This window comes from Halobacterium sp. R2-5 (assembly GCF_011734195.1).
In the GTDB taxonomy this organism is placed as follows: Archaea; Halobacteriota; Halobacteria; order Halobacteriales; family Halobacteriaceae; genus Halobacterium.
The window spans coordinates 128,615-153,997 of record NZ_JAANTH010000001.1; the positions used below are offsets into that span (position 1 = coordinate 128,615).

Consider the following 25,383-nt stretch of genomic DNA (forward strand, 5'->3'; position numbering starts at 1 on the left):
GACGAGCGCCTCGGCGGCACGCGAGACGGACAACCCGAGTTAATCCGGCTTAATCCGGCGCGTGACCGCCTTTACGGCTTGACCCCTTTAGGTGGGTGGGACTCCTGGGGTCGGACGCACATGAGACGCACCGCAGCCAGTCTAGTCGTGGCAGCGCTCGTGATGCTCGCCGGGTGTGCCGGCGGCATCGCGGGCCCGAACGGGGCACAGACGGACGACAGCGAGAACAGCGGCACCGTGTCGTTCTACGTGAGCGACGAGGAGAACGCGATTAGCCAGTTCGAACACCTGAACGTCACGGTGACGAAGGTCGGGTTCGCGCAGAGCGCCGACGCTGCCGTGAACGCGTCCGGCGAGTGGGAGGCCGAGTCCGAGAGCGAGAACGGCCTCGAGCTCGCCGTCGACGGGAACGTCACGGCCGGCGAGAACGCCACCGTGACGCTCACACACGACGGCGAGGCCGTCGCGAACGGCACCGTCGTGGTCTCGGCGGGCGACACGGAGACGACGGTGACGACGGACGCCGACGGCACTGCGACCGTGCAGGTGCCTGACGACGCCGAGGAGTTCACGCTCGAATCCGAGACCGACTCGGACAGCGAGTACGGAGAGAGCGAAGCCGAACTGGAGTTCGAGTACGAGAGCGAATCGGACGACGAGTCCGAGACCGAGTGGGTCGAACACGACGTCGACAACCGGACCGTCGACCTGACGGAGCTCCAGGGCGCGAACGCGACCCAGCTCGGGAACATGAGCGTCCCCGCGGGCGAGTACGAGAAGGTGTTCGTGCACGTCGGCGAGGTCGAGGGGACGCTGCACTCCGGCGAGAAGGTGAACGTGAAGCTGCCGAGCCAGAAGCTCCACCTCAACGAGGACTTCACGGTCGACCAGAGCGGTAACGTCGACTTCGTCTTCGACATCACGGTGTTCGAAGCCGGCAACAGCGGGAAGTACATCCTGAAGCCGGTCGCCAGCGAGTCCGGGACCGACGTCCCCATCGAGCGCGTGGACGTCGAGTCCGACGGCGACGGCCTGGAAGCCAACTTCGTCGGGAACGTGACCGCCGGCGAGAACGCCACGGTGCGTGTCACGCAGGACGGCGAAGCCGTCGAGAACGCGACGGTCACCGTCAACGAGGACGTCGAAGTGACGACCGACGCGAACGGCACCGCGACCGTCGAGGTGCCCGACGACGCCGAGGAGTTCGAACTGAAGGCACAGACCGAGGAAGGGAGCGCGTACGGCGAGGGCGAAGCCGAACTCGAAGTCGAGTTCGAGGAGTCCGAAGACAGCGACGACAGCGACAGCGAGTCCGAGGCTAGCGCCGAACTCGGCGCGACCGTCGACGGCAGCCTCGCGCCCGGCGAGAACGCCACCGTCGTCGTGACCGACGGCGAGGGCGAAGTCGTCGAGGACGCCACGGTCGCCGTGGACGGCGAGGTCGTCGGCGAGACGAACGAGGACGGCGAACTGACGTTCGCAGTGCCCGAGGACGTGAGCCTCGACACCGAGGTGACGGTGACGTCGGACGGCGAGACGATTACGCTGGACTCGACGACGGTCGCGACGGCGAACTGAACCGACGGGGGCCGCTGACTGCGGGCGACTCTTCTCTGCGATTTTCGCGGCGCTGCGGCGTAGCACCCACAACGACGCGGTTTTCAGTCCGGGCGCCGTAGGTTCCGTAACTAATCATGGGGAACGGCAAGGACCACTACTACAACAAGTCCAAACAGGAGGGCTACCGGACGCGGGCGGCGTACAAGCTACAGCAGATCGACGACGAGTTCGACGTGCTGTTCGGCGGCGCGACGGTCGTCGACCTCGGCGCGGCGCCGGGCGGCTGGCTGCAGGTCGCCGCCGAGGAGGCCGGCGCGCGCGGGAAGGTCGTCGGCGTGGACTTCCAGCGCATCGACCCGCTCGACGACCCCGACGCGGGCGTCGAGACCATCAAGGGCGACATGACCGAGACGGACACCCGCGAGGACATCAAACGCGCGGCCGCGCCGGGCGGCGTCGACGTCGTGATTTCGGACATGGCGCCGAACATGACCGGCGAGTACAACCTCGACCACGCGCGCTCCGTGCACCTCGCGCGGATGGCGCTGGAGACCGCCAAAGAAGTGCTGCGGGACGGCGGGCACTTCGTCGTGAAGGTCTTCGACGGCCAGGACTTCGAGGACTACCTCGCGGACGTCGAGGAGGAGTTCGCGTTCACGCGGACGTACACGCCCGACGCCTCCCGGGATTCGTCCTCGGAGCTGTACGTGGTCGCGAAGAACCGCGTGAACGCGCCCGTCGAGGAAGGCGACACGCTCGAAGTGGAGGTCGTCAACGAGGGCGACGAGGGCGACGGCGTCGCGAAGGTCGAGGGGTACACGCTGTTCGTCGCGGACGCCGACGAGGGCGAGACCGTCGAGGTCGAGGTGACGGACGTGAAGCCGAACTTCGGGTTCGCCGAGCGCCGCGACTAGGCGGGCCGGGCGAGCAGGCTGCGGACGCCGTAGACGAACGGCGTGTCCGCGATTGCGATGGCGAGCTTGAGGACGTACTGGCCGACGATGAGCGAGAGAATCTGGTTCTGTCCGTAGACCGGTCCGACCCCGAGCACCTGCGGCGCCACCCAGAACGCGACGGTGACGAAGATGACGGTGTCGATGGCCTGGCTGGTGGCCGTGGAGCCGACGTTGCGCAGCCAGAGGTGCGCGCCGTCGGTGCGCTCGCGGATGGCGTGGAACGCGAGCACGTCCCAGTTCTGGCTGACGAGGTACGCCAGCAGACTCCCCGCGACGATGTTCGCGCTCGACCAGAGGACGCGCGCGAACTCCGTCTCGCCGACCCCGGAGAACGGCGCGGTGGGGGCTTCGATGGTGGTGTAGACGAGCGCGAGCATCACGAGCGTCATCGCGAACCCGACGTTCACGAGCACCTGCGCGGCGCGCTTGCCGTACAGCTCCGAGTAGCAGTCCGAGGCGAAGAACGTCAGCGCGTACGCCAGCGCCGCGCCCGGCATCACGAGCGCCGACCCCGTGAACGGCAGCTCGAACGGGATCTGGAAGATGAGCAGCTTCGACGCCGTGAGCTGGGCGGTCACGAGCGCGGTGACGAACAGCCCGACGATCGCGACCTGGCCGGCGACGAGCCGGTCCTCACTCCGCATCGTCGTCGAGCCTCCCGTGGCGGTCGTCGATGTCGTCGAGCAGGTCGAGGGTCTTCCGGATGGACGCGCGCACGGCGTCGCTGCGGTTCACGAACTTGCCGTCGTCGCCGACGTGCTCGTCGAGGTCTCTGAGGAGCTCCTCGGGAATCTCGACGCTTATCTTGGGCATACGCCGAGAATACCGGAGGATTATCTTAAGCCGTTCGAGTCGACTTCGCGGAGCCGCCGCGGCGCCCGCCGAGCGTGATGACGGTGAGGATGGCGAGCCCGACGAAGTACATCACGACGATGGGGATGGCGATGACCAGCATCGTGTAGAGGCTGTCCGGGGTGACGAGCGCGCCGAACGCGAACGACGAGATGACGGGGACGCGCCAGCGCCGCCGCATCGTCTCGTAGGAGACGAGCCCGCCGAGGTGGAACAGCACCATCGTCACGGGGACGTCGATGAGCAGCCCGATGCCCGCGGTCAGCAGGAACACCATCCACGCGAACGTGCTGACGGTGAAGCTGATGATCATCCCGGACTCCAGGGCGTCGTAGACGAGGAACGAGATGACCTCCGGGGCGACGTAGTTGTACCCGAGGTAGCTGCCGAGGAACAGCCCGCCGACGAGGCCGCCCCCCCACACGAGGATGGTGCGGCGGTCACCGGTCACCCAGCCGCGGTCCTGGAGCGCCGGCCAGACGTAGTAGATGACGATGGGGAGCGTCCCGATGATAGCCAGCACGACGGAGATCTTCACCTGGAAGACGAGCGCCTCGACGGGGTGGAGCGTGATTGGCCACTCGCCGCCGGTCGCCAGCGGCTGGATGTCCTGGGGAATGCGTGCGACGAAGTTGTCCCGGAGCTGGCCGAACCCGCCGTAGTACAGCCACCCGAAGATGCTCACCATCAGCAGCATGAACGTCCCGACGATGCGGAACGCCCGCGAGCGCAGCGTGTCGAGTACGAACCGGATGTCGTAGTAGTAGCCGCCGATGTCGTCCTCGGTGGTCTCCTCCTCGGTGAACGCGTCCATCATCCCCGCGGCCGTGCTCTGGACGGTGTCCGTCGGGTCGTCCTCGCTCTCGGCGTCACCCTCCTCGTCGGCCTGCGCTTCGAGTTGCGCCTGCACCTCGTCGTACCGGTCGAGGACGGCCTGGGCCTTCTCGTCGTCGCCGTCTTCGAGCGCGCGGTTCGCCGTCGCGAGCGCCTCGTCTTCGCTCAGGGACGCGAACGCCTCCGCGGGCGCCGCCCGCACGCCGTCCGCGTCGAGGGCGTCGAGGTCGATGTCCGCGGGGTCCTGCGAGTAGGCGACGCGCTCGGCCGCGACCTGCTTGGCGGCGCGCTCGACGGCCACGTAGCCGTAGTACAGCAGCGCGAACGCGAGCGCGACGACGGCGAAGACGGCGCCGAGCAGCAGGTAGCCGGTCGCCGCGTCGACGCCGAGCGCGGCGCCGACCGTGGGCACGCGGACGGACGACCCGATGAGCGCGAGGGCGCTGTTGAACCGCTCGATACCGCCGTACTGGCCGAACGCGTAGCCCGCCGCGAACCCGAGCACGCCGACGCCGAGCACGCGGTTCCAGTACTCGCGGAGCACGCCGCGGACGTCGACGTGCTCGCGGCCGCGCTTCATCGTCACGACGACCTTCGCGCAGTACAGCGAGAGACCGTACAGGAGAATGAGCGGGGACGCCCACAGGATCTGGGTGAACGGGTCCGGCGGCGAGAAGAACGCGCCGAACGCGAAGATGCCGACGACCGCGTACTTCCACTTGTCGCGGAACGTCTCGTAGGGGACGATGCCGGAGTACGAGAGCGCGGACACCGCGAGCGGGAGCTGGGCCGCGAGCGCGAACGACAGCGCGAGGAAGAGGATGAACTCCGTCCACTTCACGATGGAGTACTTCGGCGCGAGCCCCGCGCCGACGGCGTTGCCCGCGAGGAAGTCGAACATCAGCGGGAAGAACAGGAAGTACGCGTACGCCACGCCGGCCGCCGCCAGCACGATGCAGACGAGGACGACGAGCGCGACGTTGAGCCGGGAGACCTCGACGTCCGGGATGATCTCGCGCTCGACGAGCGGCTGCCGGGCGTGGTAGAGGAGGACGGGGATGGCGAGCGCGACGCCCGCGAACAGGCCGATCTTCACCTGCATCAGGATGACGTCGAACGGCGTCTGCGCGATGACGTCCGCCGACTCCACGAGGAGGTCCTCCTCGAACTCCGGCCAGACGTACAGCCGCATCGTCATGATGCCGGCGAGCAGCCCCACGACGAACGCGATGAAGACGTGCTGGAGCTGGGACTGGGCGGTCCGGAGCATCACACCGAGCGTCTGTCGGCCGGACTCGATGCTGCGGGCCGTACTGGGGTCTATCGGGCCCGAACCGGTGCTACTCATTGCGTCCGGCTAACCCGTTCGCAATTATCAATCTTCCCGTCCACGCCCAAAAGAAAGCCTATAACGCCCCCGTCGCCAAAGCACGGACACGAATGGCCGAGGAACCGGACGGCAGGCGCGACCGCGACCTCGACTGGGAGGGTGTCGTGTCCGCCGTCCGCCGCGTCGACGACGAGGACGACGGCGGGGACGACCTCACGCCAGTAGTCCGTCGTGTCGACGCCCAGGCCGACGCAGGCGACGACTGGAGCGACCTGACGCCGGCAGTCGAACAGGTCGCCGACCAGCGGTGGCCCGACCTCACGCCCGCCGTCGAGCGCGTCGAGGACGACGACGGCGACGAGTGGGACTGGGACACCGACGCCGTCGCGGCCGCCGGCGACAGCGCCGACCCCGCGTCCGGCGGCGAACCGCAGCTCCTCGCCGACGACGAACACCAGGCCGACGAGCCAGAGCGCGGCCCCGACGACGACGCGCTCGACCCGCGGGAGAACTCCGTCATCGACGCCGACGAGACGCCGTCGTCGCCCGACGACGGCCTCGGCATGGACGCCCCGGAGTCCGACGTCGAACAGCCGCTGGCCGTCCACGTCGAGGAGATGGTCAAGCGGCTCGCCATCGTCATCGCCATCGCCGGGCTCGTCAGCGTCGCCGTCTTCCCGCTCACCGAGGAGCTCATCACCACCATCTGGAACTACGTCCTCCCCGGCGGCGAGGCCGTCGACCCCCGCGTCTACCAGCCGCTCGAACTCGTCATCACCCAGCTGAAGGTCGCCAGCCTCGCCGGCCTCGTCATCGCGCTCCCCGTCTTCGTCTACGAGTCCTACGCGTTCATGCGCCCCGGGCTCTACCGGAACGAGCGCCGCTACTACCTCGCCGCCGTCCCCACCAGCCTCGTCCTCGCCGTGCTCGGCGTCCTCTTCGCGTACCTCCTCGTCCTCCCGTACACGATGGACTACTTCCAGGGGTACACCGAGCCCACCGCGGACGTCGCGTTCGCGCTCGGCTCCACGTTCAACCTCATCCTCATGGTGATGGGGTACCTCGCGGTGGTCTTCCAGATTCCCCTGTTCATCATGCTCGCCATCATGCTCGGCGTCACCACCCGCCAGTGGCTCGAAGACCGCCGCCTGCTGTTCTGGGCGGCGTTCGCCGGCATCTCGTTCACGTTCGGCGCCATCGACCCCACGGGCGTCGTCCCCATCATCGTCGCCATCACCATGATCGCGCTCTTCGAGGGGACGCTCGCGCTGCTGCGGTGGACTGGGAACTAGAACGCACTTTTTGCGCTGCGTGGGGCGCCTGCGGCGCCCCACTCGGCAAAAACTTGCGGAAAAAGCACTCCTCGCTCCAGCGCGCCTTCGGCGCTTAGTCGCTCGTCGGCCTGCGCTCACTCGCTTCGCTCGTTCGCGCAGTGAACCGCTCGCGCCTCGCGGCTCACGGGTCGCTTCGCTCCCCGTTCGCACAAACCGAGGCGCGTAGCGCCTCGCGGCGCTCGCGGATGCTACTCCCGCAGCGGCGACCGGGGTTCGCGTAAGACCTTTGGCACGGGCCACGTAAGCCCGGGCGATGGAGTTAGAGGCGATTCCGGGCGTGGGCGCGAAGACCGCGGAGTCGCTGCGGGCGCTCGACGACCCCGAGGACGCACTACAGCGGGGGGACGTGTCGGCGGTCGCTCGCGCGCCGGGGGTGACGGACGGCCGGGCCGCGCGCATCGTCCGCGGGGCGATTCGCGCGCGCCACGACGACCCGGGCGGGTTTCTGGCGACGGACCGCGCGAGCGAGGTGTACGAGCGCGTGCTCGCGCTGCTGCAGGAGCGCGCGGTCACCGACTACGCGAGCCAGCGCCTGCGGACGTTCTACCCGAGCGCGACCGAATCCCGCATCGCGGAGGTCAACGAGTTCGCGGAGGACGCGATGGCCCGGGACCCCGACCCGGAGGTCCTGAACGCGCTGGCAGGCGTCGAGCCGCTGTCGCGGCCGGACGGGCTGGCGGTCCGGGACCGCTGTCTCGCGACGACGGACGCGGAGACGTACAGCGCCGCGCAGGACGCGTTCCCCGAGCTCTCGGTGGAAGTCGTGGAGGACACGCGGGGGCTGGCGGACCTCGCGCGGGGCTACTCGACGGTCGTCGCGCTCGACGAGGCGTTCGCGGGCGTCGAGGTCGACGGCGACGTGCGCGTCGAACCGGACGCCCTGGAACGCCCGGAGGAGGTCGTCCCGGAGCGCGTGCTCTCCTTTTTCGCGACGAACCGGGACCCGATACGCGCGGCGGTCGCGGTCCACGAGGTCGCGGGGCTCGAAACCGACGTCGACCTCGAAGCGCTGGATTCGGCGCTCGCGCAGCTCGACTCGGAGGGAGCAGTCGCGGGCGACGAGGAGCTCGACCGGCTCTCGACGGCGGTCGACGACCTCGACGCGGCGGTGTCGACGGCGGAGTCCGTGGCGAACGATCGGCTCCGGGAGGCCATCCAGGAGCAGGACGTCACCATCGAGGGCGCGGACCTCCTGAGCCTCGTGGAGCGCGGCGCGGGCGTGGACAGCCTGCTGTCGCGGGAGCTCGCCGACGAGTACGCCGAAGCTGTGGACGCCGCCCGCGACCACCTCGTGGACGCCCTCGGGCTGCGGGAGGGTGAGGCGAGCATCGCGCGGCAGGCGTTCGACGACTCGCCGACGTTCCCCGTCGACCACGACCCGGAGGCGGTCTCGCGGCTGCGCGAGGAGCTCACCGCGGCCCGCGACCGCCGGAGCGCGGAGCGCAAGCGCGAGCTCGCGGCGACGCTCGCGGACCTCCGGGAGCCCACGCGGGGGCTCGTCGAGCGCGCGCTCGAACTCGACGTGGAGCTGGCGGTCGCGCGGTTCGCCGACGACTTCGACTGCGTGCTCGCCGATCGCGGCGGCCGCGGGTTCGACATCGAGGGCGGGCGCTCCCCGATTCTGGACGTCGGCTTCGAGGCGGTCGAGCCCGTGGACTACGGCGTCGACGGCGTGGCGCTGCTCTCCGGCGTGAACTCCGGCGGGAAGACGAGCACGCTCGATTTGGTGGCTGTCGTGGTCGTGCTCGCGCACATGGGCCTGCCCGTTCCGGCGGAGTCCGCCAGAGTGCCCGAAGTGGAGGAACTGCACTACTACGCGAAGTCCCAGGGGACGCTGGACGCTGGCGCGTTCGAGGCGACGCTGCGGGACTTCGCGGGCCTGACCGAGGGCGCGGCGCGCAAGCTCGTCCTCGTGGACGAACTGGAGTCCATCACGGAGCCGGGGGCGTCCGCGAAGATCGTCGCGGGCATCCTCGAAGAGCTCCACGAGGCGGGGGCGTCCGGGGTGTTCGTCTCCCACCTCGCGGGCGAGATACGCGACCAGTGCGGGTTCGACGTTACCGTCGACGGAATCCGCGCGCGCGGGCTGGAGGACGGCGAGCTGGTCGTCGAGCGCTCCCCGGTGAAAGACCACCTGGCGCGCTCGACCCCGGAGCTCATCGTGGAGAAGCTCGCCACCGAGGGCGGAGAATCGGAGGGCGAGGCGGGCGCGTCCGCGGGGTCGTTCTACGACCGGCTGCTCGGGAAGTTCTGAGGAATCCGGGGCGCTGGCGCCTCGACGCCGCGAATCCGCGGACTGTGGCGAAGGGTTAAGTGGTTGCCCGAGCGTGGTGAAAGTGATGAGCGACGACCCCGAGGAGGGGATGCTGGGCTGGGACGAGTCCGTCTTCCGGGACGAGCACGTCTTCGAGATCGACTACGTCCCGGAGGCGTTCGAACACCGGGAGTCCCAGCTCCAGACGCTGCAGTACGCGCTCCGGCCGGCCGTCCGCGGGAATCGGCCGCTGAACGTGATGGTTCGGGGGCCGCCGGGCACGGGGAAGACGACGGCCGTCCAGAAGCTGTTCGGCGAGCTCGGCGGCCAGCCCGGGGTCCGCACGGTGCGCGTGAACTGCCAGGTCGACTCCACGCGGTACGCGGTCTTCTCGCGGGTCTTCGAGGAGATATTCGACTACGAGCCGCCCTCCTCGGGCATCTCGTTCAAGAAGCTGTTCGGGCAGGTCGCCGAGCGCATCGCCGACGAGGAGGAGGTGCTGGTGGTCGCGCTCGACGACGTGAACTACCTCTTCTACGAGGACGAGGCCTCCGACACGCTGTACTCGCTGCTGCGCGCCCACGAGACGCACTCGGGCGCGAAGGTCGGCGTCATCGTGGTGTCCTCGGACCTCGAACTGGACGTCATCGAGAACCTCGACGGCCGCGTGCAGTCGGTGTTCCGGCCGGAGGAGGCGTACTTCCCGTCGTACGACCGGGGCGAGATCACGGACATCCTGCGGAACCGCGTGGAGGTCGGGTTCCGGGAGGACGCGGTGCCGACGACGGTGCTGGACCGCGTCGCTGAGCTCACGGACGAGGCCGGCGACCTCCGCGTGGGCATCGACCTGCTGCGCCGCGCGGGCCTACACGCCGAGTCCCGCGCGAGCACCACCGTCGAACTGGAGGACGTCGAGGCGGTCTCCGAGGAGGCCAAGCACATCCACCTCTCGCGGAGCCTGCGCGCGCTCTCGGACACGGAGCGGGCGCTCGTGGAGACGGTCGCGGACTGCGACGGCGAGCAGGCCGGCGACGTCTACGACGCGTTCAACGACCGCACCGGCCTCGGGTACACGCGGTACACGGAGATCGTGAACAAGCTCGACAAGCTCGGGCTCATCGACGCGGAGTACGAGCAACTCGACGGCCGCGGCCGGTCGCGGACGCTCCGCCTCACGCACGACCCCGAGGCCGTCAAAGAACAGCTCTAGCTACGTTTCTACGGAGAGCACGCCGTCGAACAGCCCGGCGAGCCGTTCGAGCGCGGCGTCGTCGTGGGCGGCGGGGTCGGCGTGGCAGTGGACGGTGCCACCGGCGGCGCGCACGCGCCCGCAGAGCACCTGCAGGAAGCGGTACGCGCGCTCGGGCTCGGCGAACTGGAGGAGCGTCGTCAGCGAGTCCAGGCAGACGGCGGGCTCGGCGTCGCCGGGGAGGTCGCCGAGGTACTCGGAGACGGCGATACCGATGCCGGTGAGGTCGCCGGGGTCGGCGACGGCACGGACGCTGCCCGGGTGCGAGTCGGTGGTGACGAAGCCCGTCGGCGGGAGCGGGCCGTCGCGGGCGGCCTGCCAGTTCCGTGGCGTGCGACGCAGCGAGACGACGAGCGCGGCGTCTGCGGCGGCGAGGCGGTCGGCGCAGACGCGCGCGTCCTCGGTGGATACGCCGGGTGCGAGCACGAGCGCGGCGGCGCCGTCGGGGTCGCCACGGGCGTCGACGGCGCGGCTGGCGTCGGACATACGCGAGCCGTACAGCGACGCCGGCTATAGTTACGAGCCGGATAACTGCCCGCGAGCGGGCTACAAGTGGGTTTTTGGGCGGCCGGGGTGACGCTGTAGGCATGAAGAACACGGGCGGCGGCGACGCGGCGAAGCGGCGCGCGGGCGAGGCGGCGGCCGACGACGTCGAGGAAGGGATGGTCGTCGGGCTCGGCACCGGGAGCACGGCGGCGCACGCGATTCGCGCCGTCGGCGAGCGCAGCCTCGACGTCGAGGGCGTGCCGACGTCGTTCCAGTCGCGGCAGCTCGCCATCGAGGCGGGGATTCCGCTGACGACGCTGGAGGAGGCGTCCGTGGACCTCGCCATCGACGGCGCCGACCAGGTGGCGGGCGGCGACCTCGTGAAAGGCGGCGGCGCGGCCCACGCCCGCGAGAAGTACGTGGACGCGAGCGCGGACCGCTTCGTGGTGGTCGCGGACCCCAGCAAGGAGGTCGAGGCGCTGGACTACCCGGTTCCAGTCGAAGTGCTGCCGGACGCGCGGCCGGTGGTCGCCGAGCGCGTGCGCGGGCTCGGCGGGAAGCCCGAACTCCGTGCGGCCGAACGGAAGGATGGCCCCGTGGTGACGGACAACGGCAACCTCGTGCTGGACTGCGAGTTCGGCTCGATGCAGGACCCCGAGGCGCTAGCGGCGTCGCTGTCGGCGCTGCCGGGCGTCGTCGAGCACGGGCTGTTCGTCGGGCTGGCGGACGCGGTCTACGTCGGCACCGACGGCGGCGTGCGGGTCACGGACGCGTAGCTACGGGGCGTCGCGTCGCAAAAAACTGGAGGGATCGAACCTAGTTACAGGTCGCGCGGCTGGACGGTCTTCCGACCGTTGGACTCGGCGCGAGCCGCCGCGTCTTCGAGGAGTTCCGAGACTTCCTCGTCGAGCGCCTCGTAGAAGTCGGAGGCAACGTTCTTGTCGTCGAGTTCTTCCTTCACAGCGGCCTTGACGATGAGGTCTGCCATACGGCCTGGTTTTTTCCGCGCCACCTTATAAGGCTTCCCATAATACGCCGCCGTTGCGGCCACTGACGGCTTCGTACGGTCGAAATCCGGATGAATCCTGTCGGGACGAGGCAACGATATCGGTCGCGTCCGCAGTGAGCGAACTATGATTCGAGTTCGGCCAAATTTTGTTCGAAATTGGGAAAACCCATTTATTCGTGTGCGGTGTACTCACACACGCTGGCCACCCGCGCCGGCGAACACGTCCATGCCCCGTTGTAACCACTGCGACACCCACGTCTCCGAGAACTTCGCGCGCGTGTTCGCGGACGAGGACGGTCGCCTCCACGCGTGCCCGAACTGTGCGGCGAACGTCGGCATCGCCGAGGTGTCGAAGGACCGCGCCCGTCGGGCCTGACCGAAACGCAGTCCACCCCGCGTCCCGTCGTCCCGGGCGTGCACTACGTCTACGTGCTGGAGTGCAGCGACGGCTCCTACTACACTGGCTACACCACGGACGTCGAGCGCCGCGTCGCGGAACACGACGCCGGCGACGGCGCGAAGTATACGCGCGGCCGCACCCCGGTGACGCTCCAGTACGTCGAGTCCTACGAGTCGAAGTCCGCCGCGATGAGCCGCGAGTACGAACTCAAGCAGCTCTCCCGCCCGCAGAAGGAAGCGCTCGTCGCCGAGCAGGACGACCCGTGGCCGCGGTAGTCAGTCGTCCGCGCTCGGGGACGCCGCCTCGTCGGCGAGGTCGCGCCGCCGCGCCGCCTCGACGACCGCTTCGGCGACGCCGTTCACGCGCTCGGCGAGCGATCGGTCGGTGAGCGCGCCGTCCTCGAAGTACCGGGAGGCGTTCCGGATGCCGACCTGCTCGGGGACGACCTCGGCGTGGACGCCGCGCATCGTGATGCGCAGGTGGTCGAGTGGCGACCCGATGGTGCCGCCGCCGGCGACGACGACGAGGCCGACGACGGTGTCCTCGTACTCGTCGTAGCCGCAGTAGTCGTGGAAGTTGTGGAGCGTCGAGGAGAACGTGCTGTGGTAGTTCGGGGAGCCGACGACGACGCCGTCCGCGGCCCGTACTCGGGCGAGCAACTCCTCGGCGTCGCCGGAGTCCGCGTCGTCGCGGTCGGGGTGGTACAGCGGGAGGTCGACGCTCCCGAGGTCGACGTGGTCGGTGTCGGCGCCGGCGCGTTCGGCGGCGGCGAGCGCGTGCTCGATGGCCTGCCGGGTGTAGCTGCCGTCGCGGCGGCTGCCCGTAACGCCGACGACGAGAGGCGGGGAACCCATACCGCGAGTTCGGGACGAACGGGTAAATTCGGCGTGGTCGCACACGCAACCACCGCCGGCAGTTCGAGTAGTGCGAGCGACGGGTTTCGCCGACCACAGGGGTTTTGATGCGACGCAGCGACCGTGTACGCATGGACGCCATCTCCTTCGGGACGGACGGCTGGCGCGCGACCCTGGACGTGTTCACGAGCGAGCGCGTCCGCGCGGTCGCGCAGGCCACCGCGGACTACCTCGACAGCGAGGGCCACGTGGGAGAGACGGTCGCGGTCGGCTACGACGCCCGCGAGACCTCGTCGGGGTTCGCCGAGGACATCGCGGACGTGCTCGCGGCGAACGGCTTCGACGTCCTGCTGCCCGAGCGGGACCGCCCGACGCCGCTGGTCGCGCACGCCATCGTCGAGCGCGACCTCGCGGGCGCGCTCGTGGTGACGGCCTCGCACAACCCCCCGGAGTACAACGGCGTGAAGTTCATCCCGGAGGACGGCGCGCCCGCGCTCCCCGAGGTGACGGAGACAATCGAGGCGAACCTCCGCGAGCCCGTGGAGGGCGACGAGCGCGGCGAAATCAGCGAGGTGGACTTCGTGACACCGCACGCCGAGCACTGCCGCGACCTGATAGACGCCGACCTCTCTGGGCTGACCGTGGTGTACGACGCGATGCACGGCAGCGGCCGCGGCGTCACGGACGAACTCCTCGAAGCCGCGGGCGCCGAGGTGATTCGCGAGCGCTGCGAGCGCGACGCGGACTTCGGCGGCACGCCCCCCGAGCCCGACGAGGCGAACCTCCAGGGGCTGGCGCTCGCCGTCGACGAGCACGACGCGGACTTCGGCGTCGCGAACGACGGTGACGCCGACCGCGTCGCCGTCGTCACCCCCGAGCGGGGCGTTCTCGACGGCAACCGGTTCTACGCGCTCGCGTACGACTACCTGCTGGAGGACGACTCCGGGCCCGCGGTTCGCACGGTGTCGACGACGTTCCTCGTGGACCGCCTCGCGGACGCCCACGGCTGCGAGGTCGTCGAGACCCCGGTCGGCTTCAAGTGGGTCGCGGCGGCGATGGGCGAACACGACGCGCTCTTCGCCGGCGAGGAGTCCGGCGGGTACACGATGCGTGGACACGTCCGCGAGAAGGACGGCGTGCTGATGGCGCTGCTGGCGGCCGCCGCGGCCAGCGAGCGCCCCATCGACGAGCGCCTCGACGCCATCACGGCGGAGTTCGGCGACATCCACCAGGACAAGGTGAGCGTCGACTGCCCGGACGACCGCAAGCCCGCGGTCCTCGACGAGCTCGAATCCCGGCTCCCCGCGGAAGTCGCCGGGGTGAGCGTCGAGCGCGTCAACGACGCGGACGGCTTCAAAATCCTCCTGGCGGACGGCTCGTGGCTGCTCGTCCGCCCCTCGGGCACGGAGCCGAAGATGCGGGTGTACGCTGAAGCCGACGGCCCCGACCGCGTCGAAGAACTGCTGTCGGCGGGCCGCGACCTCGTCGAGCCCCTAGTCTAAGACGCCGCGGTAGCGCTCCCCTCGCTTCTCGCAGTCGAAGCCCAGCGACTCGTAGAACGGCTTCACGTCCGGGTCGAAGTCCGCGGTGAGCGGCGTCCACTGCTCCGCGGCGAACTCCACGAGCGCGCTGCCGACGCCGTTCGCGCGGCGGCGCCGCCGCACCGCGATTGCCTCGACGTGCGCTCCGTCGTCACGGCGGACGGCGACGAGCGCGCCGACGATGCGGTTGTCGTGGTCGGCGACGACGGCGGTGCCGGCGTCGATGCGGCGCTCGGCGGTCTCGGCGCTCAGTTCCAGGTTCGCGCCGTCGAGGACGCGCATCACGCCGAGGTGGTCGCGGGGGGACGCCCGCCGGACGAGCACGTCCCCGGGACCCTCGACCGGCACGCTACCCACCCCGAATGAGCCGCAGCACCCGCACGTGCTCGGCGTCGACCGGCTGGTCCTCCGGGACGGGCGCGCCGTCGACCATCACGGAGACCTCGTGCGGGCTCAGGTCGACTTCCGCGAGGAGGTCGGCGTACGTCTCGTCGGTCACGTCGAACTCGTGGGTGTCCTCGCCGACAACCTCGACGGTCACGCGCATACTCGAGACAAGCGCGCGAGCCGCCTTAGGCGCCGCGATTGGAGTGATCGAGCGGCAGCCGTCGGCGGTCAGGCGGCAGGCGCGGCGTCACTGCGGCGGCGACGCTGGAAGTGTCGGTAGGCCGCGATGGCGACGCCGCCGATGCCGAACAGGAGGACGACGAGCTCCACGAGCTCGCCGAGCACGGGAATGTAGCCGAGGAGGTGGACGACGAGCACGCCGACGAACAGCGCGACCCAGCGGTTCGCGCGGTCGGCGAGCGAGAGCAGCCACGCGCCGACGGCGTACGACCCCCAGACGAACCCGAGCAACAACAGGAGGACGTAGAGGAAGATGCCGAAGAGCGCGACGGGGATGCCGACGATGGTGAACACGAGGAGGACGAGGACGAACGGCGTCCCGACGAGCGTGAGGAAGCCGGCGCCGAGCGCGTGCAGCGGCGAGTTCGCGGTGGCGTCGGCGACGGTCGCGGACACGCCGGGGAGCGCGACGAGCAGGAGCGCGCCGACGAACAGCGTGAGCGCGAGGAGGTACAGCGTCAGCAGCCAGTTCGCGATGCTGGGCAGCGGGGAGACGTGCATCGAGCCGAGGTCCGGGTCGTGGCGGATTTCGCCGTCGACGGTGGCGCCCTCGGCCTGCGTGAACTCGCCGTCGTAGACGAAGTCCCCGCCGACCGACGCGGTCGGCGTCAGCGAGACGCTGCCCGCGCCGACCCGGACCGTGCCGTCGACGGTGCCGGCGAGCGTGAACGACCCGGCGCCGGCGCGGACGTCCCCGGTGACCGTGCCGGACTCGGTAACGACGATACTGCCCCCGGCGACGTCGACGTCCTCCTCGACCGTGCCGGCGATGCGTATGGACCCGGCGGCACCGCCGACGTCGCCGGTGACGGTACCCGATTCAGTGATTTCGACGGAGCCGGCGAACGCTTCGAGGTCGCCTTCGACGGTCCCGCGGACGACGACCGTGCCGCCGGTCGCCTGCAGGCCGTTCGTGACGGTTTCGCCTTCCTCGACGACGATGGTGCCGCCGGCGCGTTCGTCGGCGGCGGCGACGCCAGCGAACGTAGAGACGGCGAGGGCGACGACGAGGACGGCCGCGAGCGCGCGGCGGAGGGCGGGCGAGCGCATGCGAGAGATGACAGCGGACGCGAACTTAAATCTGCGTGTCAGGCGGTGGGCGCGGCGAACGGCGGGCCGGAGCCGGGAGAGCGAGCGGAGTGGCCGAGCGGTCGGACGCGGTCTCGCGGAGTTTAAGGCCGGGTAGCCTCTGGGTCGACGCATGGCAGACGCCGCGGGCGGCCGGCAGGAAATCTGGGTGGAGAAGTACCGACCGCAGAGCCTCGAGGACATCGTCGGGCACCCCTCCATCACGGACCGACTGGAGAGCTACGTCGCCCGCGACGACCTCCCGCACCTCCTGTTCGCGGGGCCCGCGGGCACCGGGAAGACGACCGCCAGCATCGCCATCGCGAAGGAGATCTACGGCGACGACTGGCAGGACAACTTCCTCGAACTGAACGCCAGCGACGAGCGCGGCATCGACGTCGTCCGCGACCGCATCAAGGACTTCGCGCGCACCTCCTTCGGCGGCTACGACCACCGCATCATCTTCCTCGACGAGGCCGACGCGCTCACCGACGACGCACAATCAGCGCTCCGCCGCACGATGGAGCAGTTCTCGGACAACACCCGCTTCATCCTCTCGTGTAACTACTCCTCGAAGATCATCGACCCGATCCAGTCGCGGTGTGCGGTGTTCCGGTTCTCGCCCATCGACGACGACGCGGTCGCCGCCCACCTCCGCGATATCGCGGGCCGCGAGGACCTCGAATACACGGAGGACGGCATCGACGCGCTCGTGTACGCCGCGGACGGCGACATGCGCCGCGCCATCAACGCCCTGCAGGCGGCCTCCGCGACGGGCGACGTCGTCGACGAGGAGACCGTCTTCGCCATCACGGCGACCGCCCGCCCCGAGGAGATCGAGGACATGGTGACGGAGGCCATCGCGGGCGACTTCACGGCCGCGCGCTCGACGCTCGACGACCTCATCTCGAAGCGCGGGCTCGCCGGCGGCGACATCATCGACCAAGTACATCGCTCCATCTGGGAGTTCGACGTCGAGGAGGCGGCCGCCGTCCGGCTGCTCGACCGCCTCGGCGAGGCCGACTACCGCATCGCGGAGGGCGCCAACGAGCGCGTCCAGCTCGAAGCGCTGCTCGCGTCGGTGGCGCTGAACGCGCGGGAGTAGTCGACGCGAAGGCGGGGTTCTTCCCGCTGTGCCCGCACGAGCGAGTATGGCAGACCTCACCGAGTACCAGGAGAAGGTCATCGAGGCCATCTCGACGTTCGACGACGTGCCGATGGCGCTTTTGTACTACGCGCCGAACGGCCCGGAGATGTTCCTCCAGAACGACTACCGGGACCGCGACGACGTCTCCCCGCACGTCGGCCTGCTGGCGGCGTACACCATCCAGGTCGCCCGGGACAGCGGCCACGACACCAGCGAGATTCTGCGCGCGGCCGACGACAAGATCCACGAGTGGGCCGAGGAGGGCGTCGCCATCACCGCCGAGGAGCGCGGCGGCCCGGACTTCGACGCAGAGGACTAGTTCAGCGCCCAGTACGCGTAGTTCAGGTACGACGCGAACGCCACCCACGCGAGGTACGGGACGAGCAGCGCGCCGGCTGCGGGCCGCACGCGCCAGAACGCCGCGAGCGTGGCGGCGATGAGCGCGAGCAGCGCGGCGATGACGGCGAGCCCGCCCGCGATGTTCTGGTCGCCGAAGAAGACGAGCGTCCACGCGACGTTGAGCACGTACTGCGCGAGGAACAGCCCGAACGCCAGTTTCCGCCGGCGGCCGCGGCCGTCGCGGAGCACGAGGTAGACGGCGACGCCGAGCAGCGTGAACAGCGCCGTCCACACCGGCCCGAACACCCAGCTCGGCGGCGCGAACGCCGGCTGGACGAGCGTGTCGTACCACGTGCCGCTGCCGGTGGCGGTGACGAGCGCGGGGGAGGCGCCGACGGCGTTACAGACGACGACGGCGAGCGCGACGCCCGGGAGGTCGTCCCGCGAGAGGTCCATACGGGCCGTTCGGCGGCCAGCGACTAAACTGCTCGCAGCAGCAGTCGAGCGGCGCTACTCCCGGAGCGCTTCGGGCGGGCCGCCCGGGAGTTCGTCCCGGTCGTGGGGCGCGAAGAAGTCGGGGCCGGGGCCGACGGGCACGAGCCGCTTGGGGTTGAGGTGGTCGTGGCTGCGGTAGTAGTGCTGCTTGACGTGGTCCATGTTGAGGGTGTCCTCGACGACCGACGACTCACGGGTCGCTTCGCTCCCCGTTCGTTCGTTCGGCGCCCCCTCACTTGGTCCGGCGGCGCCCAGCTGGCAGAGTTCGCGGAGGTACGGCCAGAGGTTGTCGTAGTCGACGATGCGCTTGCGGTTGCACTTGAAGTGCGTGTGGTAGACCTCGTCGAAGCGGTACAGCGTGGTGAACATCGCGACGTCAGCCTCCGTGAGCACGTCGCCCGCGAGGTAGCGCTGGTCGGCGAGCACGTCGTCGTAGTGGTCGAGCGCCTCGAAGAGGTCGGAGACGGCGTCGTCGTAGGCTTCCTGGGTGTCCGCGAAGCCGGCGCGGTAGACGCCGTTGTTGATGGGGTCGTAGATGTCGTCGACGAGTCGGTCGACGTCTTCTTGGTAGCCCTCGGGGTAGAGGTCGACGTCGCGCTCGGCGTAGTCGTCGAACGCCACGTCGAGCATCCGCATGATCTCCTCGCTCTCGTTGTTGACGATCGTGTCGGCCTCCGTGTCGTACAGCACCGGTACCGTGACGCGGCCCGTGTACTCGGGGTCCGCTTGGGCGTACACCTCGCGGAGGTAGTCGGAGCCGAAGAGGTGGTCGGGGGTGGCGCCGGGCTTGTCAGCGTCGAACTCCCAGCCCTGGTCGTAGCGCACGGGGTCGACGACGCTCACGGAGACGGCGTCGTCGAGTCCCTTGAGCTTGCGCGTGACGAGCGTGCGGTGCGCCCACGGGCACGCGTAGGAGACGTAGAGGTGGTAGCGCCCGGATTCGGCGGGGAAGTCCTCGCCGACCCAGTCGCGGAACGACGTCTCCTCGCGCTCGAACTCGCCGCCCTCGCCGTGGTCTATCATCTCCGCCTCGGTTCGCCACTCGCCGTCGACCATGCGTCCCATACCCGGGGAGAGGCACGCCGGCCGTTTAGCCGTTGAGGGCGCGGCCCGACTCGCCGGGTGCGCGGGCCCCGAATCCCCCGAATCCGGGCTCGCGAGTTCGCCCCGGAACTGTTTTACTCGTCGGTCGGCCACAATACTGGTAATGAGCGACCTCGAGTCGGCGTACCGCCTCGACTACTTCGAGGACGAAGGCTTCCACCGACGGGAGTGTACCGAGTGCGGCGCGCACTTCTGGACGCGCGATCCCGACCGCGAAACGTGCGGCGAACCGCCCTGCGAGGACTACCAGTTCATCGACGACCCCGGATTCGACGAGGAGTACACGCTCGAGGAGATGCGCGAGCGCTTCCTCTCCTTCTTCGAGGACCACGGTCACGAGCGCATCGACCCGTACCCGGTCGCGGCGAACCGGTGGCGCGACGACGTGCTGCTGACGCAGGCCTCGATTTACGACTTCCAGCCGCTGGTGACCTCCGGCCAGACGCCGCCGCCCGCGAACCCCCTCACGGTCAGCCAGCCCTGCATCCGGATGCAGGACATCGACAACGTCGGGAAGACGGGCCGGCACACGATGGCGTTCGAGATGATGGCCCACCACGCGTTCAACACGCGGGAGGACGCCGAAGAGGAGTACGCCTACGAGGGCGAGGTGTACTGGAAGGACGAGACCGTCGAGTACTGCGACGAGTTCTTCGCGGACATGGGCGTCGACCCCGAGGCCATCACGTACATCGAGGACCCGTGGGTCGGCGGCGGCAACGCCGGGCCCGCCTTCGAAGTCATCTACAAGGGCGCGGAGCTGGCGACGCTGGTCTTCATGTCGATGGAGCAGGACCCCGACGGCGAGTACGAGATGAAGGACGGCAACCGCTACAGCCCGATGGACACGTACATCGTGGACACCGGCTACGGGCTGGAGCGCTGGACGTGGGTCAGTCAGGGGACGCCCACGGTCTACGAGGCCATCTACCCGGAGACCATCGAGTTCCTGAAAGCGCAGGCGGGCATCGAGCACACCGAGGAAGAAGAGGAGCTCATCCACCGCTCGGCGAAGCTCGCGGGCAACCTCGACATCGACGAGGCCGAGGACATCGAGGCCGCCCGGGACAACATCGCCGACCAGCTCGGCGTCGAGACCGAGCGCCTGCTGGAGCTCGTGCGCCCGCTAGAGGACATCTACGCCATCGCCGATCACTCCCGCGTGCTCGCGTACATGTTCGGCGACGGCATCGTGCCGTCGAACGTCGGCACGGGCTACCTCGCTCGCATGGTGCTGCGCCGCACCAAGCGCCTCGTCGACAACGTCGGCGCGGACGTGCCGCTGGACGAGCTCGTGGACATGCAGGCCGAGCGCCTCGGCTACGAGAACCGCGACACCATCCGGAACATCGTCCGCAGCGAGGTCGAGAAGTACGCTGAGACGCTCGAGCGCGGCGGCCGGCGGGTGCGCCAGCTCGCCGAGGAGTACGCCGAACGCGGCGACCCCATCCCGGCCTCCGAGCTCATCGAGCTGTACGACTCCCACGGCATCCAGCCGGACATGGTCGAGGACATCGCGAGCGAGGTCGGCGCGACCGTGGACGCGCCCGACGACTTCTACTCGCTGGTCGCCGAGCGCCACGACACGGGCGGCGCGCTCGCGGAGGCCGAGCAGACGGACGACCGGCTGGACGACCTCCCGGAGACGGAGCCGCTGTACTACGACGACCCGTACCGCTCGGAGTTCGAGGCGGTCGTGCTCGACGTCTTCGAGCGCGAGGACGACGGCGAGACGGTGTACGACGTGGTGCTCGACCAGACGATGTTCTACCCGGAGGGCGGCGGTCAGCCCGCCGACCACGGGACGCTCGCGACGGACGACCAGTCGGTCGACGTGGTCGACGTCCAGAAGCGCGACGACGTGGTGCTCCACCGCACCACCGACGACCCCGGGAAGGGCGAGTTCGTGCGCGGCCAGATCGACATGGAGCGCCGCCAGCGCCTGATGGCCCACCACACGGCGACGCACGTCGTGATTCACGCGGCGCGACAGGTGCTCGGCGAGCACGTCCGGCAGGCCGGCGCCCAGAAGGGCACGGACAGCTCCCGCATCGACGTGCGCCACTACGAGCGCATCGACCGGGAGACCGAGAAGCAGATCGAGCGCGTCGCCAACGAGGTCGTGCGGGAGAACACGAGCGTCCAGCGCGAGTGGCCCCACCGCCACGAGGCCGAGGAGAAGTTCGGCTTCGACCTCTACCAGGGCGGGATTCCGGCGGGCGAGAACATCCGCCTGATCCACGTCGGCGACGACGTGCAGGCCTGCGGCGGGACGCACGTCAATCGCACGGGCGAAATCGGCTCCATCAAGATTCTGAACACCGAGCGCGTGCAGGACGGCGTCGAACGCATCACCTTCGCCGCCGGTCCCGCCGCAATCGAGCACACGCAAGAAATCGAGGACGACCTGCTGGCGGCCGCGGAGACGTTCGACGTGGCGCCCGACGAGGTGCCGGAGACGGCCGAGCGCTTCTTCACGGAGTGGAAGGAGCGCGGGAAGACCATCGAAGACCTCAAAGAGCAGGTCGCGGAGGCCCGCGCGTCCGGCGGCGGCGACGGCGAAGAGGTCGAGGTCGGCGACGTCACGGCGGTCGTCCAGCGACTCGACGGCGACATGGACGAGCTGCAGGCGACCGCGAACGCGCTCGTCGACTCCGGGAAGATCGCGGTCGTCGGCTCCGGACAGGACGGCGCGCAGTTCGTCGTCGCGGTGCCCGACGGCGCCCCCGTGAACGCGGGCGAGGTCGTCGCCGAGCTCGCGGGCGTGGTCGGCGGCGGCGGCGGCGGCCCGCCGGACTTCGCGCAGGGCGGCGGCCCCGACACCGAGAGCCTCGACGACGCGCTGGAGCGCGCGCCCGAGATTCTGCGGGAAGTCGCGAGCGCGTAACTACTCGCTGGTGTCGCCGACGCCTTCGAGGCCGAGCACGCGCTCGGCGGCGGCGGCGACCTCCGGGACGTGTTCGTCGGGCGCGTAGACGCCGAAGCGCCACTGCACGCGCTGGGACTCCTGTAACCCCTGCACGAGCGGGGACTGCTCGCTGAGCGTGCGGGCGTCCCCGTTGACTTCGACGCGCACGGAGGACTCGGGCATCGACGGCTGGCCGGGGTTGTCGACGACGACGTCGCGCTCGGGGACGCCGGCGGTGTCCGCGATCTTGCGCTCGAACCCGCGGGTGGCGTCGTAGTCGGCGGCCACGATGTCGTCGGGGACATCGCCGCGTTCGGCCCAGACGGCGCGCTTGTAGAGGTCGCGCTCGGTGACGCGGCGGGCGGCGTCGGCGGTGGCGTCGTGTTCGCGGAGCGCGCCGAGCAGTTCGGCGTCGGTCATGCGAGCGAACGTCTCGGGGTCGACGGCGGCGGTGTCGAGGAGGCGCTCGCCGGCGCGGTCGAGCATCGCGCCCGCGATGCGGGCGACGTGGTGGCGGTAGACGGTCGCGTTCATGAGCGCGCGCCCGACGAGCAGCGACTCGGCGGTGGGGACGTTGCCCTCGGCGAGCACGAGGTCGTCGCCGCGGAACGCGAGCGCGCGCAGCAGGCGGCCGTAGTCGATGGTGCCGTAGGGGACGCCGGTGTGGTGGGCGTCCCGCACGAGGTAGTCCATGCGGTCGACGTCCAGCTCCCCGGCGACGAGCTGGCCGAGCTTGCCGTCACCGCGGACGGTAGCGGCGACCCGGTCGGGGTCGAGGCCGTGATCGCGGAGCACGGCTCCGATTTCGCCGTCCGCGACGAGGTGGCCGACCTCGTCGTGGTGGCGGCCGAGGTGGCGCTGGATGATGCCCTCGGTCTGGTGGCCGTACGGGCCGTGGCCGACGTCGTGGAGGAGTGCGGCGGCGCGGACGGTGTCGGCGCGCGCGCCGGTGACGCCGAGGTGGTCGAGCGCGCGGTCGGCGAGGTGGTAGACGCCCAGCGAGTGCTCGAAGCGCGTGTGGTTCGCGGAGGGGTAGACGAGCCGGATGGTAGAGAGCTGTTTGATGTGGCGGAGCCGCTGGACGGCCGGCGCGTCCAGCAGCGCCTCGGCGACCCCCGCGACCTCGATGTAGTCGTGGACGCTGTCCTTGATGGCGCGCATCCCTACCCCGAGGAGGGGGCGACCGCACCAAAGGTGGTTCGGAGACGCCGCGAACGTTTGCAGGCATCCGTGGAGTTATGGCGTTCCGTGCGAATTATTAGCACGCAGCGAGGAGCACAGACCCACCACCGACGGGAGAGGCGGAGACGGCTGTCATCCCCGTCTCCGACGTCGCGACACGACGTGCTGCGGGCGAAACGCCTTTTGACTCCGACCGACTTGACGGGTGCATGAGCCGGCCACGCGTCGCGTTGCTGAACGCGGCCCACGACCCCGCCGACACGACGCGGAACTTCCGCCGGGAGCTCGACGCGGAGCTCGTGGAGTTCCACGTCACGGACAGCGACCTCCCCGCCGACCACGACTTCGAGGGCGTGGTCGTGACGGGGTCGCGGTCGTCGGTGTACTGGGACGAGGACTGGATCGACCCGCTGGTGGCGTACGTCGCGGGCTGCCACGAGGCGGGCGTCCCCGTCCTCGGCGTCTGTTTCGGCCACCAGGTCGTCGCAGCGGCGCTCGGCGGCGACGTCGACAGCATGGGCGAGTACGAGATCGGCTACCGGGACGTCGAGCAGGTCGCCGACGACCCGCTGTTCGACGGCGTCGACGAGACGTTCACGGCGTTCACCACGCACTCGGACGCGGTGACGGAGCTGCCGCGGGGCGCGGAGCTGCTCGCGGAGAACGACTACGGCGTCCACGCGTTCCGCGTCGGGCAGTCCGTCGGCGTCCAGTTCCACCCCGAGTACGACCCCGAGACCGCCGAGTCCGTCACGAAGCGGAAGAACGACCTCGCGCCCGACCGCAAGGAAGCGGTGCTGGAGGGCATCACGCCGGAGAACTACTCGGCGGCCTGTGAGGCCAAGCAGCTGTTCGAGAACTTCACGCAGTCGCTCGTCGAGCCGAAGGCCGCGGACTGAGCCTGTTACTGGCGCGCCGGCGGGTCGTCGCGGACGATTTTCCCGAGGAGAACGCGGTTGTCCGCGCCCCAGCGGTAGAGCCGCTCGCGGAGCGGCGCGTACCCCGGTACCTCGCGCAGCGCCGCGAACACGGGCGCGAGTTCGGGGAAGTCGCGGGCGAGCGCGCGCTCGATAGCGGCGCCGCCGGAGTAGACGGCGTCGTCCGTGAGGAGGTGCGCGGAGCGCTCGTAGTCGTCGGGGAGGCGGGCGAGCTGGTCGGGCGAGAGGTCGGTGAAGCCGACGATGTCGATGTCGCCGTGGCGCTCGGCGAAGTGCGCACACCACGTGCAGAACCCGCAGTCGTCGTCGAAGACGAGCCGCGGCGGATGCTCGGTCATGCCGTTGGGTACGGGTGGGGGTGTGAGAAAAGCGTCGGCCGCGTCAGTCGAAGCGCCCGGTGACCGAGCCGCAGGACTCACAGATGGTACGGATCTCCGAGCGGTCGTCTGCGAGCTCGATGGCCTGCGTGGTCGTCTCACCGCACTCGCCGCACTCCCGGAGGATTTCGGTGTCGCCGGCGTCCTGGGGGGCGCCGATTGCGAGCGCGCGGACGCGGTCGCTGCCGCGGTTGACGCCGCGCTGGAACTCGCCGGGACCGAAGCGCGCGAGTTCGCCCGCGGAGACCTCGGTCTCGTCGGTGCTGGCGGCGTCGCCGTCCGCGTCCGCGGACTGCTGGACGTCCAGCGTCTCGAAGGTGACCGTCCCCTCGACCACGTAGAAGAACTCCTCCTGGCTCTGGTGGGCGTGGACGCCGTACGCGAAGCTGTCGCCCTCGTCGAGCTCGTAGTAGTTGAGCGCGGCGTTCGCGGCGCCGAGCGCGTCCGTCAGCGGGACGTTCCTGTCTGCGGGCCCCATCCGTGAGTCGAAGTCGTCGAGCGCAACCGTTCGCATGCGGGAAGCGACGGCGCGAGTTCTG

At 69.9% G+C, this 25,383-nt stretch carries 27 protein-coding genes; 13 read left to right on the forward strand and 14 right to left on the reverse strand.

The window, feature by feature from the left end:
* The first annotated feature begins 120 nt into the window (after window positions 1-120).
* Complete coding sequence (locus G9C83_RS00710) at window positions 121-1,578, forward strand: DUF4382 domain-containing protein (protein WP_167244214.1); 1,458 nt, start codon at window positions 121-123, stop codon at window positions 1,576-1,578.
* Window positions 1,579-1,694: 116 nt separating this feature from the next.
* Window positions 1,695-2,474, forward strand: coding sequence for a 23S rRNA (uridine(2552)-2'-O)-methyltransferase (locus G9C83_RS00715; protein WP_167244215.1), 780 nt, complete (start codon window positions 1,695-1,697; stop codon window positions 2,472-2,474).
* Here G9C83_RS00715 and G9C83_RS00720 read toward each other — a convergent pair.
* The 3 genes from G9C83_RS00720 to tatC are packed head-to-tail and all read right to left on the reverse strand — an operon-like array spanning window position 2,471 to window position 5,550.
* Window positions 2,471-3,160 carry a queuosine precursor transporter gene (locus G9C83_RS00720; protein WP_167244216.1) on the reverse strand — a complete coding sequence of 230 codons (690 nt, stop codon included), beginning with the start codon at window positions 3,158-3,160 and terminating at the stop codon, window positions 2,471-2,473. The two genes, G9C83_RS00715 and G9C83_RS00720, sit on opposite strands and share 4 nt — an antisense overlap.
* Entirely contained in the window at window positions 3,150-3,329 is a 180-nt protein-coding gene (locus G9C83_RS00725; RefSeq protein WP_167244217.1) for a ribbon-helix-helix domain-containing protein, read from the reverse strand. The genes G9C83_RS00720 and G9C83_RS00725 overlap by 11 nt, the downstream gene beginning before the upstream one ends.
* A 25-nt stretch (window positions 3,330-3,354) precedes the next feature.
* A complete protein-coding gene (gene tatC, locus G9C83_RS00730) occupies window positions 3,355-5,550 on the reverse strand; it encodes a Sec-independent protein translocase TatC (protein ID WP_167244218.1) in 2,196 nt (731 codons plus the stop codon).
* A 92-nt stretch (window positions 5,551-5,642) separates the two neighbouring features.
* Here tatC and G9C83_RS15950 point away from each other — a divergent pair, with 92 nt between their 5' ends.
* The 3 genes from G9C83_RS15950 to G9C83_RS00745 all read left to right on the forward strand — a co-directional run bounded on the left by G9C83_RS15950 (window position 5,643) and on the right by G9C83_RS00745 (window position 10,330).
* Window positions 5,643-6,824, forward strand: a complete 1,182-nt coding sequence (locus G9C83_RS15950) for a twin-arginine translocase subunit TatC (RefSeq protein ID WP_167244219.1) — start codon at window positions 5,643-5,645, stop codon at window positions 6,822-6,824.
* A 295-nt stretch (window positions 6,825-7,119) separates the two neighbouring features.
* A complete protein-coding gene (locus tag G9C83_RS00740) occupies window positions 7,120-9,120 on the forward strand; it encodes an endonuclease MutS2 (RefSeq protein ID WP_167244220.1) in 2,001 nt (666 codons plus the stop codon).
* An 85-nt stretch (window positions 9,121-9,205) separates the two neighbouring features.
* A complete protein-coding gene (locus tag G9C83_RS00745) occupies window positions 9,206-10,330 on the forward strand; it encodes an ORC1-type DNA replication protein (RefSeq protein WP_167244221.1) in 1,125 nt (374 codons plus the stop codon).
* Here G9C83_RS00745 and G9C83_RS00750 read toward each other — a convergent pair whose 3' ends face one another.
* Window positions 10,331-10,855 (reverse strand): hypothetical protein, encoded by a 525-nt coding sequence (locus tag G9C83_RS00750; RefSeq protein ID WP_167244222.1) that lies wholly within the window; start codon window positions 10,853-10,855, stop codon window positions 10,331-10,333.
* 101 nt (window positions 10,856-10,956) lie between these two features.
* Here G9C83_RS00750 and rpiA point away from each other — a divergent pair, with 101 nt between their 5' ends.
* Window positions 10,957-11,631 carry a ribose-5-phosphate isomerase RpiA gene (gene rpiA / locus G9C83_RS00755; RefSeq protein ID WP_167244223.1) on the forward strand — a complete coding sequence of 225 codons (675 nt, stop codon included), beginning with the start codon at window positions 10,957-10,959 and terminating at the stop codon, window positions 11,629-11,631.
* Between the two features lie 44 nt (window positions 11,632-11,675).
* On the opposite strand, the gene G9C83_RS00760 is transcribed toward rpiA, so the two are convergent.
* Window positions 11,676-11,843 carry a DUF1931 family protein gene (locus G9C83_RS00760; RefSeq protein WP_058984427.1) on the reverse strand — a complete coding sequence of 56 codons (168 nt, stop codon included), beginning with the start codon at window positions 11,841-11,843 and terminating at the stop codon, window positions 11,676-11,678.
* Between the two features lie 247 nt (window positions 11,844-12,090).
* Here G9C83_RS00760 and G9C83_RS00765 point away from each other — a divergent pair, with 247 nt between their 5' ends.
* Both G9C83_RS00765 and G9C83_RS00770 read left to right on the forward strand, forming a co-directional pair.
* Window positions 12,091-12,240 (forward strand): hypothetical protein, encoded by a 150-nt coding sequence (locus G9C83_RS00765; protein ID WP_167244224.1) that lies wholly within the window; start codon window positions 12,091-12,093, stop codon window positions 12,238-12,240.
* Window positions 12,241-12,278: 38 nt separating this feature from the next.
* On the forward strand, window positions 12,279-12,539 hold the full coding sequence (locus tag G9C83_RS00770) for a GIY-YIG nuclease family protein (RefSeq protein WP_167244225.1): 261 nt from the start codon (window positions 12,279-12,281) through the stop codon (window positions 12,537-12,539).
* Here the strand turns inward: G9C83_RS00770 and G9C83_RS00775 are convergent, their stop codons facing one another.
* Window positions 12,540-13,118, reverse strand: a complete 579-nt coding sequence (locus tag G9C83_RS00775; RefSeq protein WP_167244226.1) for an NAD(P)H-dependent oxidoreductase — start codon at window positions 13,116-13,118, stop codon at window positions 12,540-12,542. It lies immediately after the preceding gene.
* A gap of 131 nt (window positions 13,119-13,249) precedes the next feature.
* Here G9C83_RS00775 and G9C83_RS00780 point away from each other — a divergent pair, with 131 nt between their 5' ends.
* Window positions 13,250-14,620, forward strand: a complete 1,371-nt coding sequence (locus tag G9C83_RS00780) for a phosphoglucomutase/phosphomannomutase family protein (protein ID WP_167244227.1) — start codon at window positions 13,250-13,252, stop codon at window positions 14,618-14,620.
* On the opposite strand, the gene G9C83_RS00785 is transcribed toward G9C83_RS00780, so the two are convergent.
* From G9C83_RS00785 to G9C83_RS00795, 3 genes are all read right to left on the reverse strand, one after another.
* Window positions 14,612-15,007 (reverse strand): GNAT family N-acetyltransferase, encoded by a 396-nt coding sequence (locus G9C83_RS00785; protein WP_347877764.1) that lies wholly within the window; start codon window positions 15,005-15,007, stop codon window positions 14,612-14,614. The two genes, G9C83_RS00780 and G9C83_RS00785, sit on opposite strands and share 9 nt — an antisense overlap.
* A 1-nt stretch (window position 15,008) precedes the next feature.
* Complete coding sequence (locus G9C83_RS00790; protein ID WP_167244228.1) at window positions 15,009-15,206, reverse strand: ubiquitin-like small modifier protein 2; 198 nt, start codon at window positions 15,204-15,206, stop codon at window positions 15,009-15,011.
* A 68-nt stretch (window positions 15,207-15,274) separates the two neighbouring features.
* A complete protein-coding gene (locus tag G9C83_RS00795) occupies window positions 15,275-16,336 on the reverse strand; it encodes a polymer-forming cytoskeletal protein (RefSeq protein ID WP_167244229.1) in 1,062 nt (353 codons plus the stop codon).
* Between the two features lie 151 nt (window positions 16,337-16,487).
* On the opposite strand from G9C83_RS00795, the gene G9C83_RS00800 reads away from it, so the two are divergent.
* Window positions 16,488-17,459, forward strand: coding sequence for a replication factor C small subunit (locus G9C83_RS00800; protein WP_167244230.1), 972 nt, complete (start codon window positions 16,488-16,490; stop codon window positions 17,457-17,459).
* A gap of 46 nt (window positions 17,460-17,505) precedes the next feature.
* On the forward strand, window positions 17,506-17,820 hold the full coding sequence (locus G9C83_RS00805; protein ID WP_167244231.1) for a hypothetical protein: 315 nt from the start codon (window positions 17,506-17,508) through the stop codon (window positions 17,818-17,820).
* Here the strand turns inward: G9C83_RS00805 and G9C83_RS00810 are convergent.
* A complete protein-coding gene (locus G9C83_RS00810) occupies window positions 17,817-18,296 on the reverse strand; it encodes a TspO/MBR family protein (RefSeq protein ID WP_167244232.1) in 480 nt (159 codons plus the stop codon). The genes G9C83_RS00805 and G9C83_RS00810 overlap by 4 nt on opposite strands.
* Before the next feature lie 54 nt (window positions 18,297-18,350).
* Entirely contained in the window at window positions 18,351-19,400 is a 1,050-nt protein-coding gene (locus tag G9C83_RS00815; RefSeq protein ID WP_167244233.1) for a glutathione S-transferase family protein, read from the reverse strand.
* A gap of 142 nt (window positions 19,401-19,542) precedes the next feature.
* On the opposite strand from G9C83_RS00815, the gene alaS reads away from it, so the two are divergent.
* Window positions 19,543-22,326 carry an alanine--tRNA ligase gene (alaS, locus tag G9C83_RS00820; RefSeq protein WP_167244234.1) on the forward strand — a complete coding sequence of 928 codons (2,784 nt, stop codon included), beginning with the start codon at window positions 19,543-19,545 and terminating at the stop codon, window positions 22,324-22,326.
* On the opposite strand, the gene G9C83_RS00825 is transcribed toward alaS, so the two are convergent.
* Window positions 22,327-23,508 carry an HD domain-containing protein gene (locus G9C83_RS00825; RefSeq protein WP_167244235.1) on the reverse strand — a complete coding sequence of 394 codons (1,182 nt, stop codon included), beginning with the start codon at window positions 23,506-23,508 and terminating at the stop codon, window positions 22,327-22,329.
* A 230-nt stretch (window positions 23,509-23,738) separates the two neighbouring features.
* Here G9C83_RS00825 and G9C83_RS00830 point away from each other — a divergent pair, with 230 nt between their 5' ends.
* Window positions 23,739-24,428 carry a type 1 glutamine amidotransferase gene (locus tag G9C83_RS00830; protein ID WP_167244236.1) on the forward strand — a complete coding sequence of 230 codons (690 nt, stop codon included), beginning with the start codon at window positions 23,739-23,741 and terminating at the stop codon, window positions 24,426-24,428.
* A gap of 5 nt (window positions 24,429-24,433) precedes the next feature.
* Here G9C83_RS00830 and G9C83_RS00835 read toward each other — a convergent pair whose 3' ends face one another.
* Both G9C83_RS00835 and G9C83_RS00840 read right to left on the reverse strand, forming a co-directional pair.
* Complete coding sequence (locus tag G9C83_RS00835) at window positions 24,434-24,805, reverse strand: DUF393 domain-containing protein (protein WP_167244237.1); 372 nt, start codon at window positions 24,803-24,805, stop codon at window positions 24,434-24,436.
* 43 nt (window positions 24,806-24,848) lie between these two features.
* On the reverse strand, window positions 24,849-25,358 hold the full coding sequence (locus G9C83_RS00840; protein WP_167244238.1) for a cupin domain-containing protein: 510 nt from the start codon (window positions 25,356-25,358) through the stop codon (window positions 24,849-24,851).
* Between the last annotated feature and the right edge of the window lie 25 nt (window positions 25,359-25,383).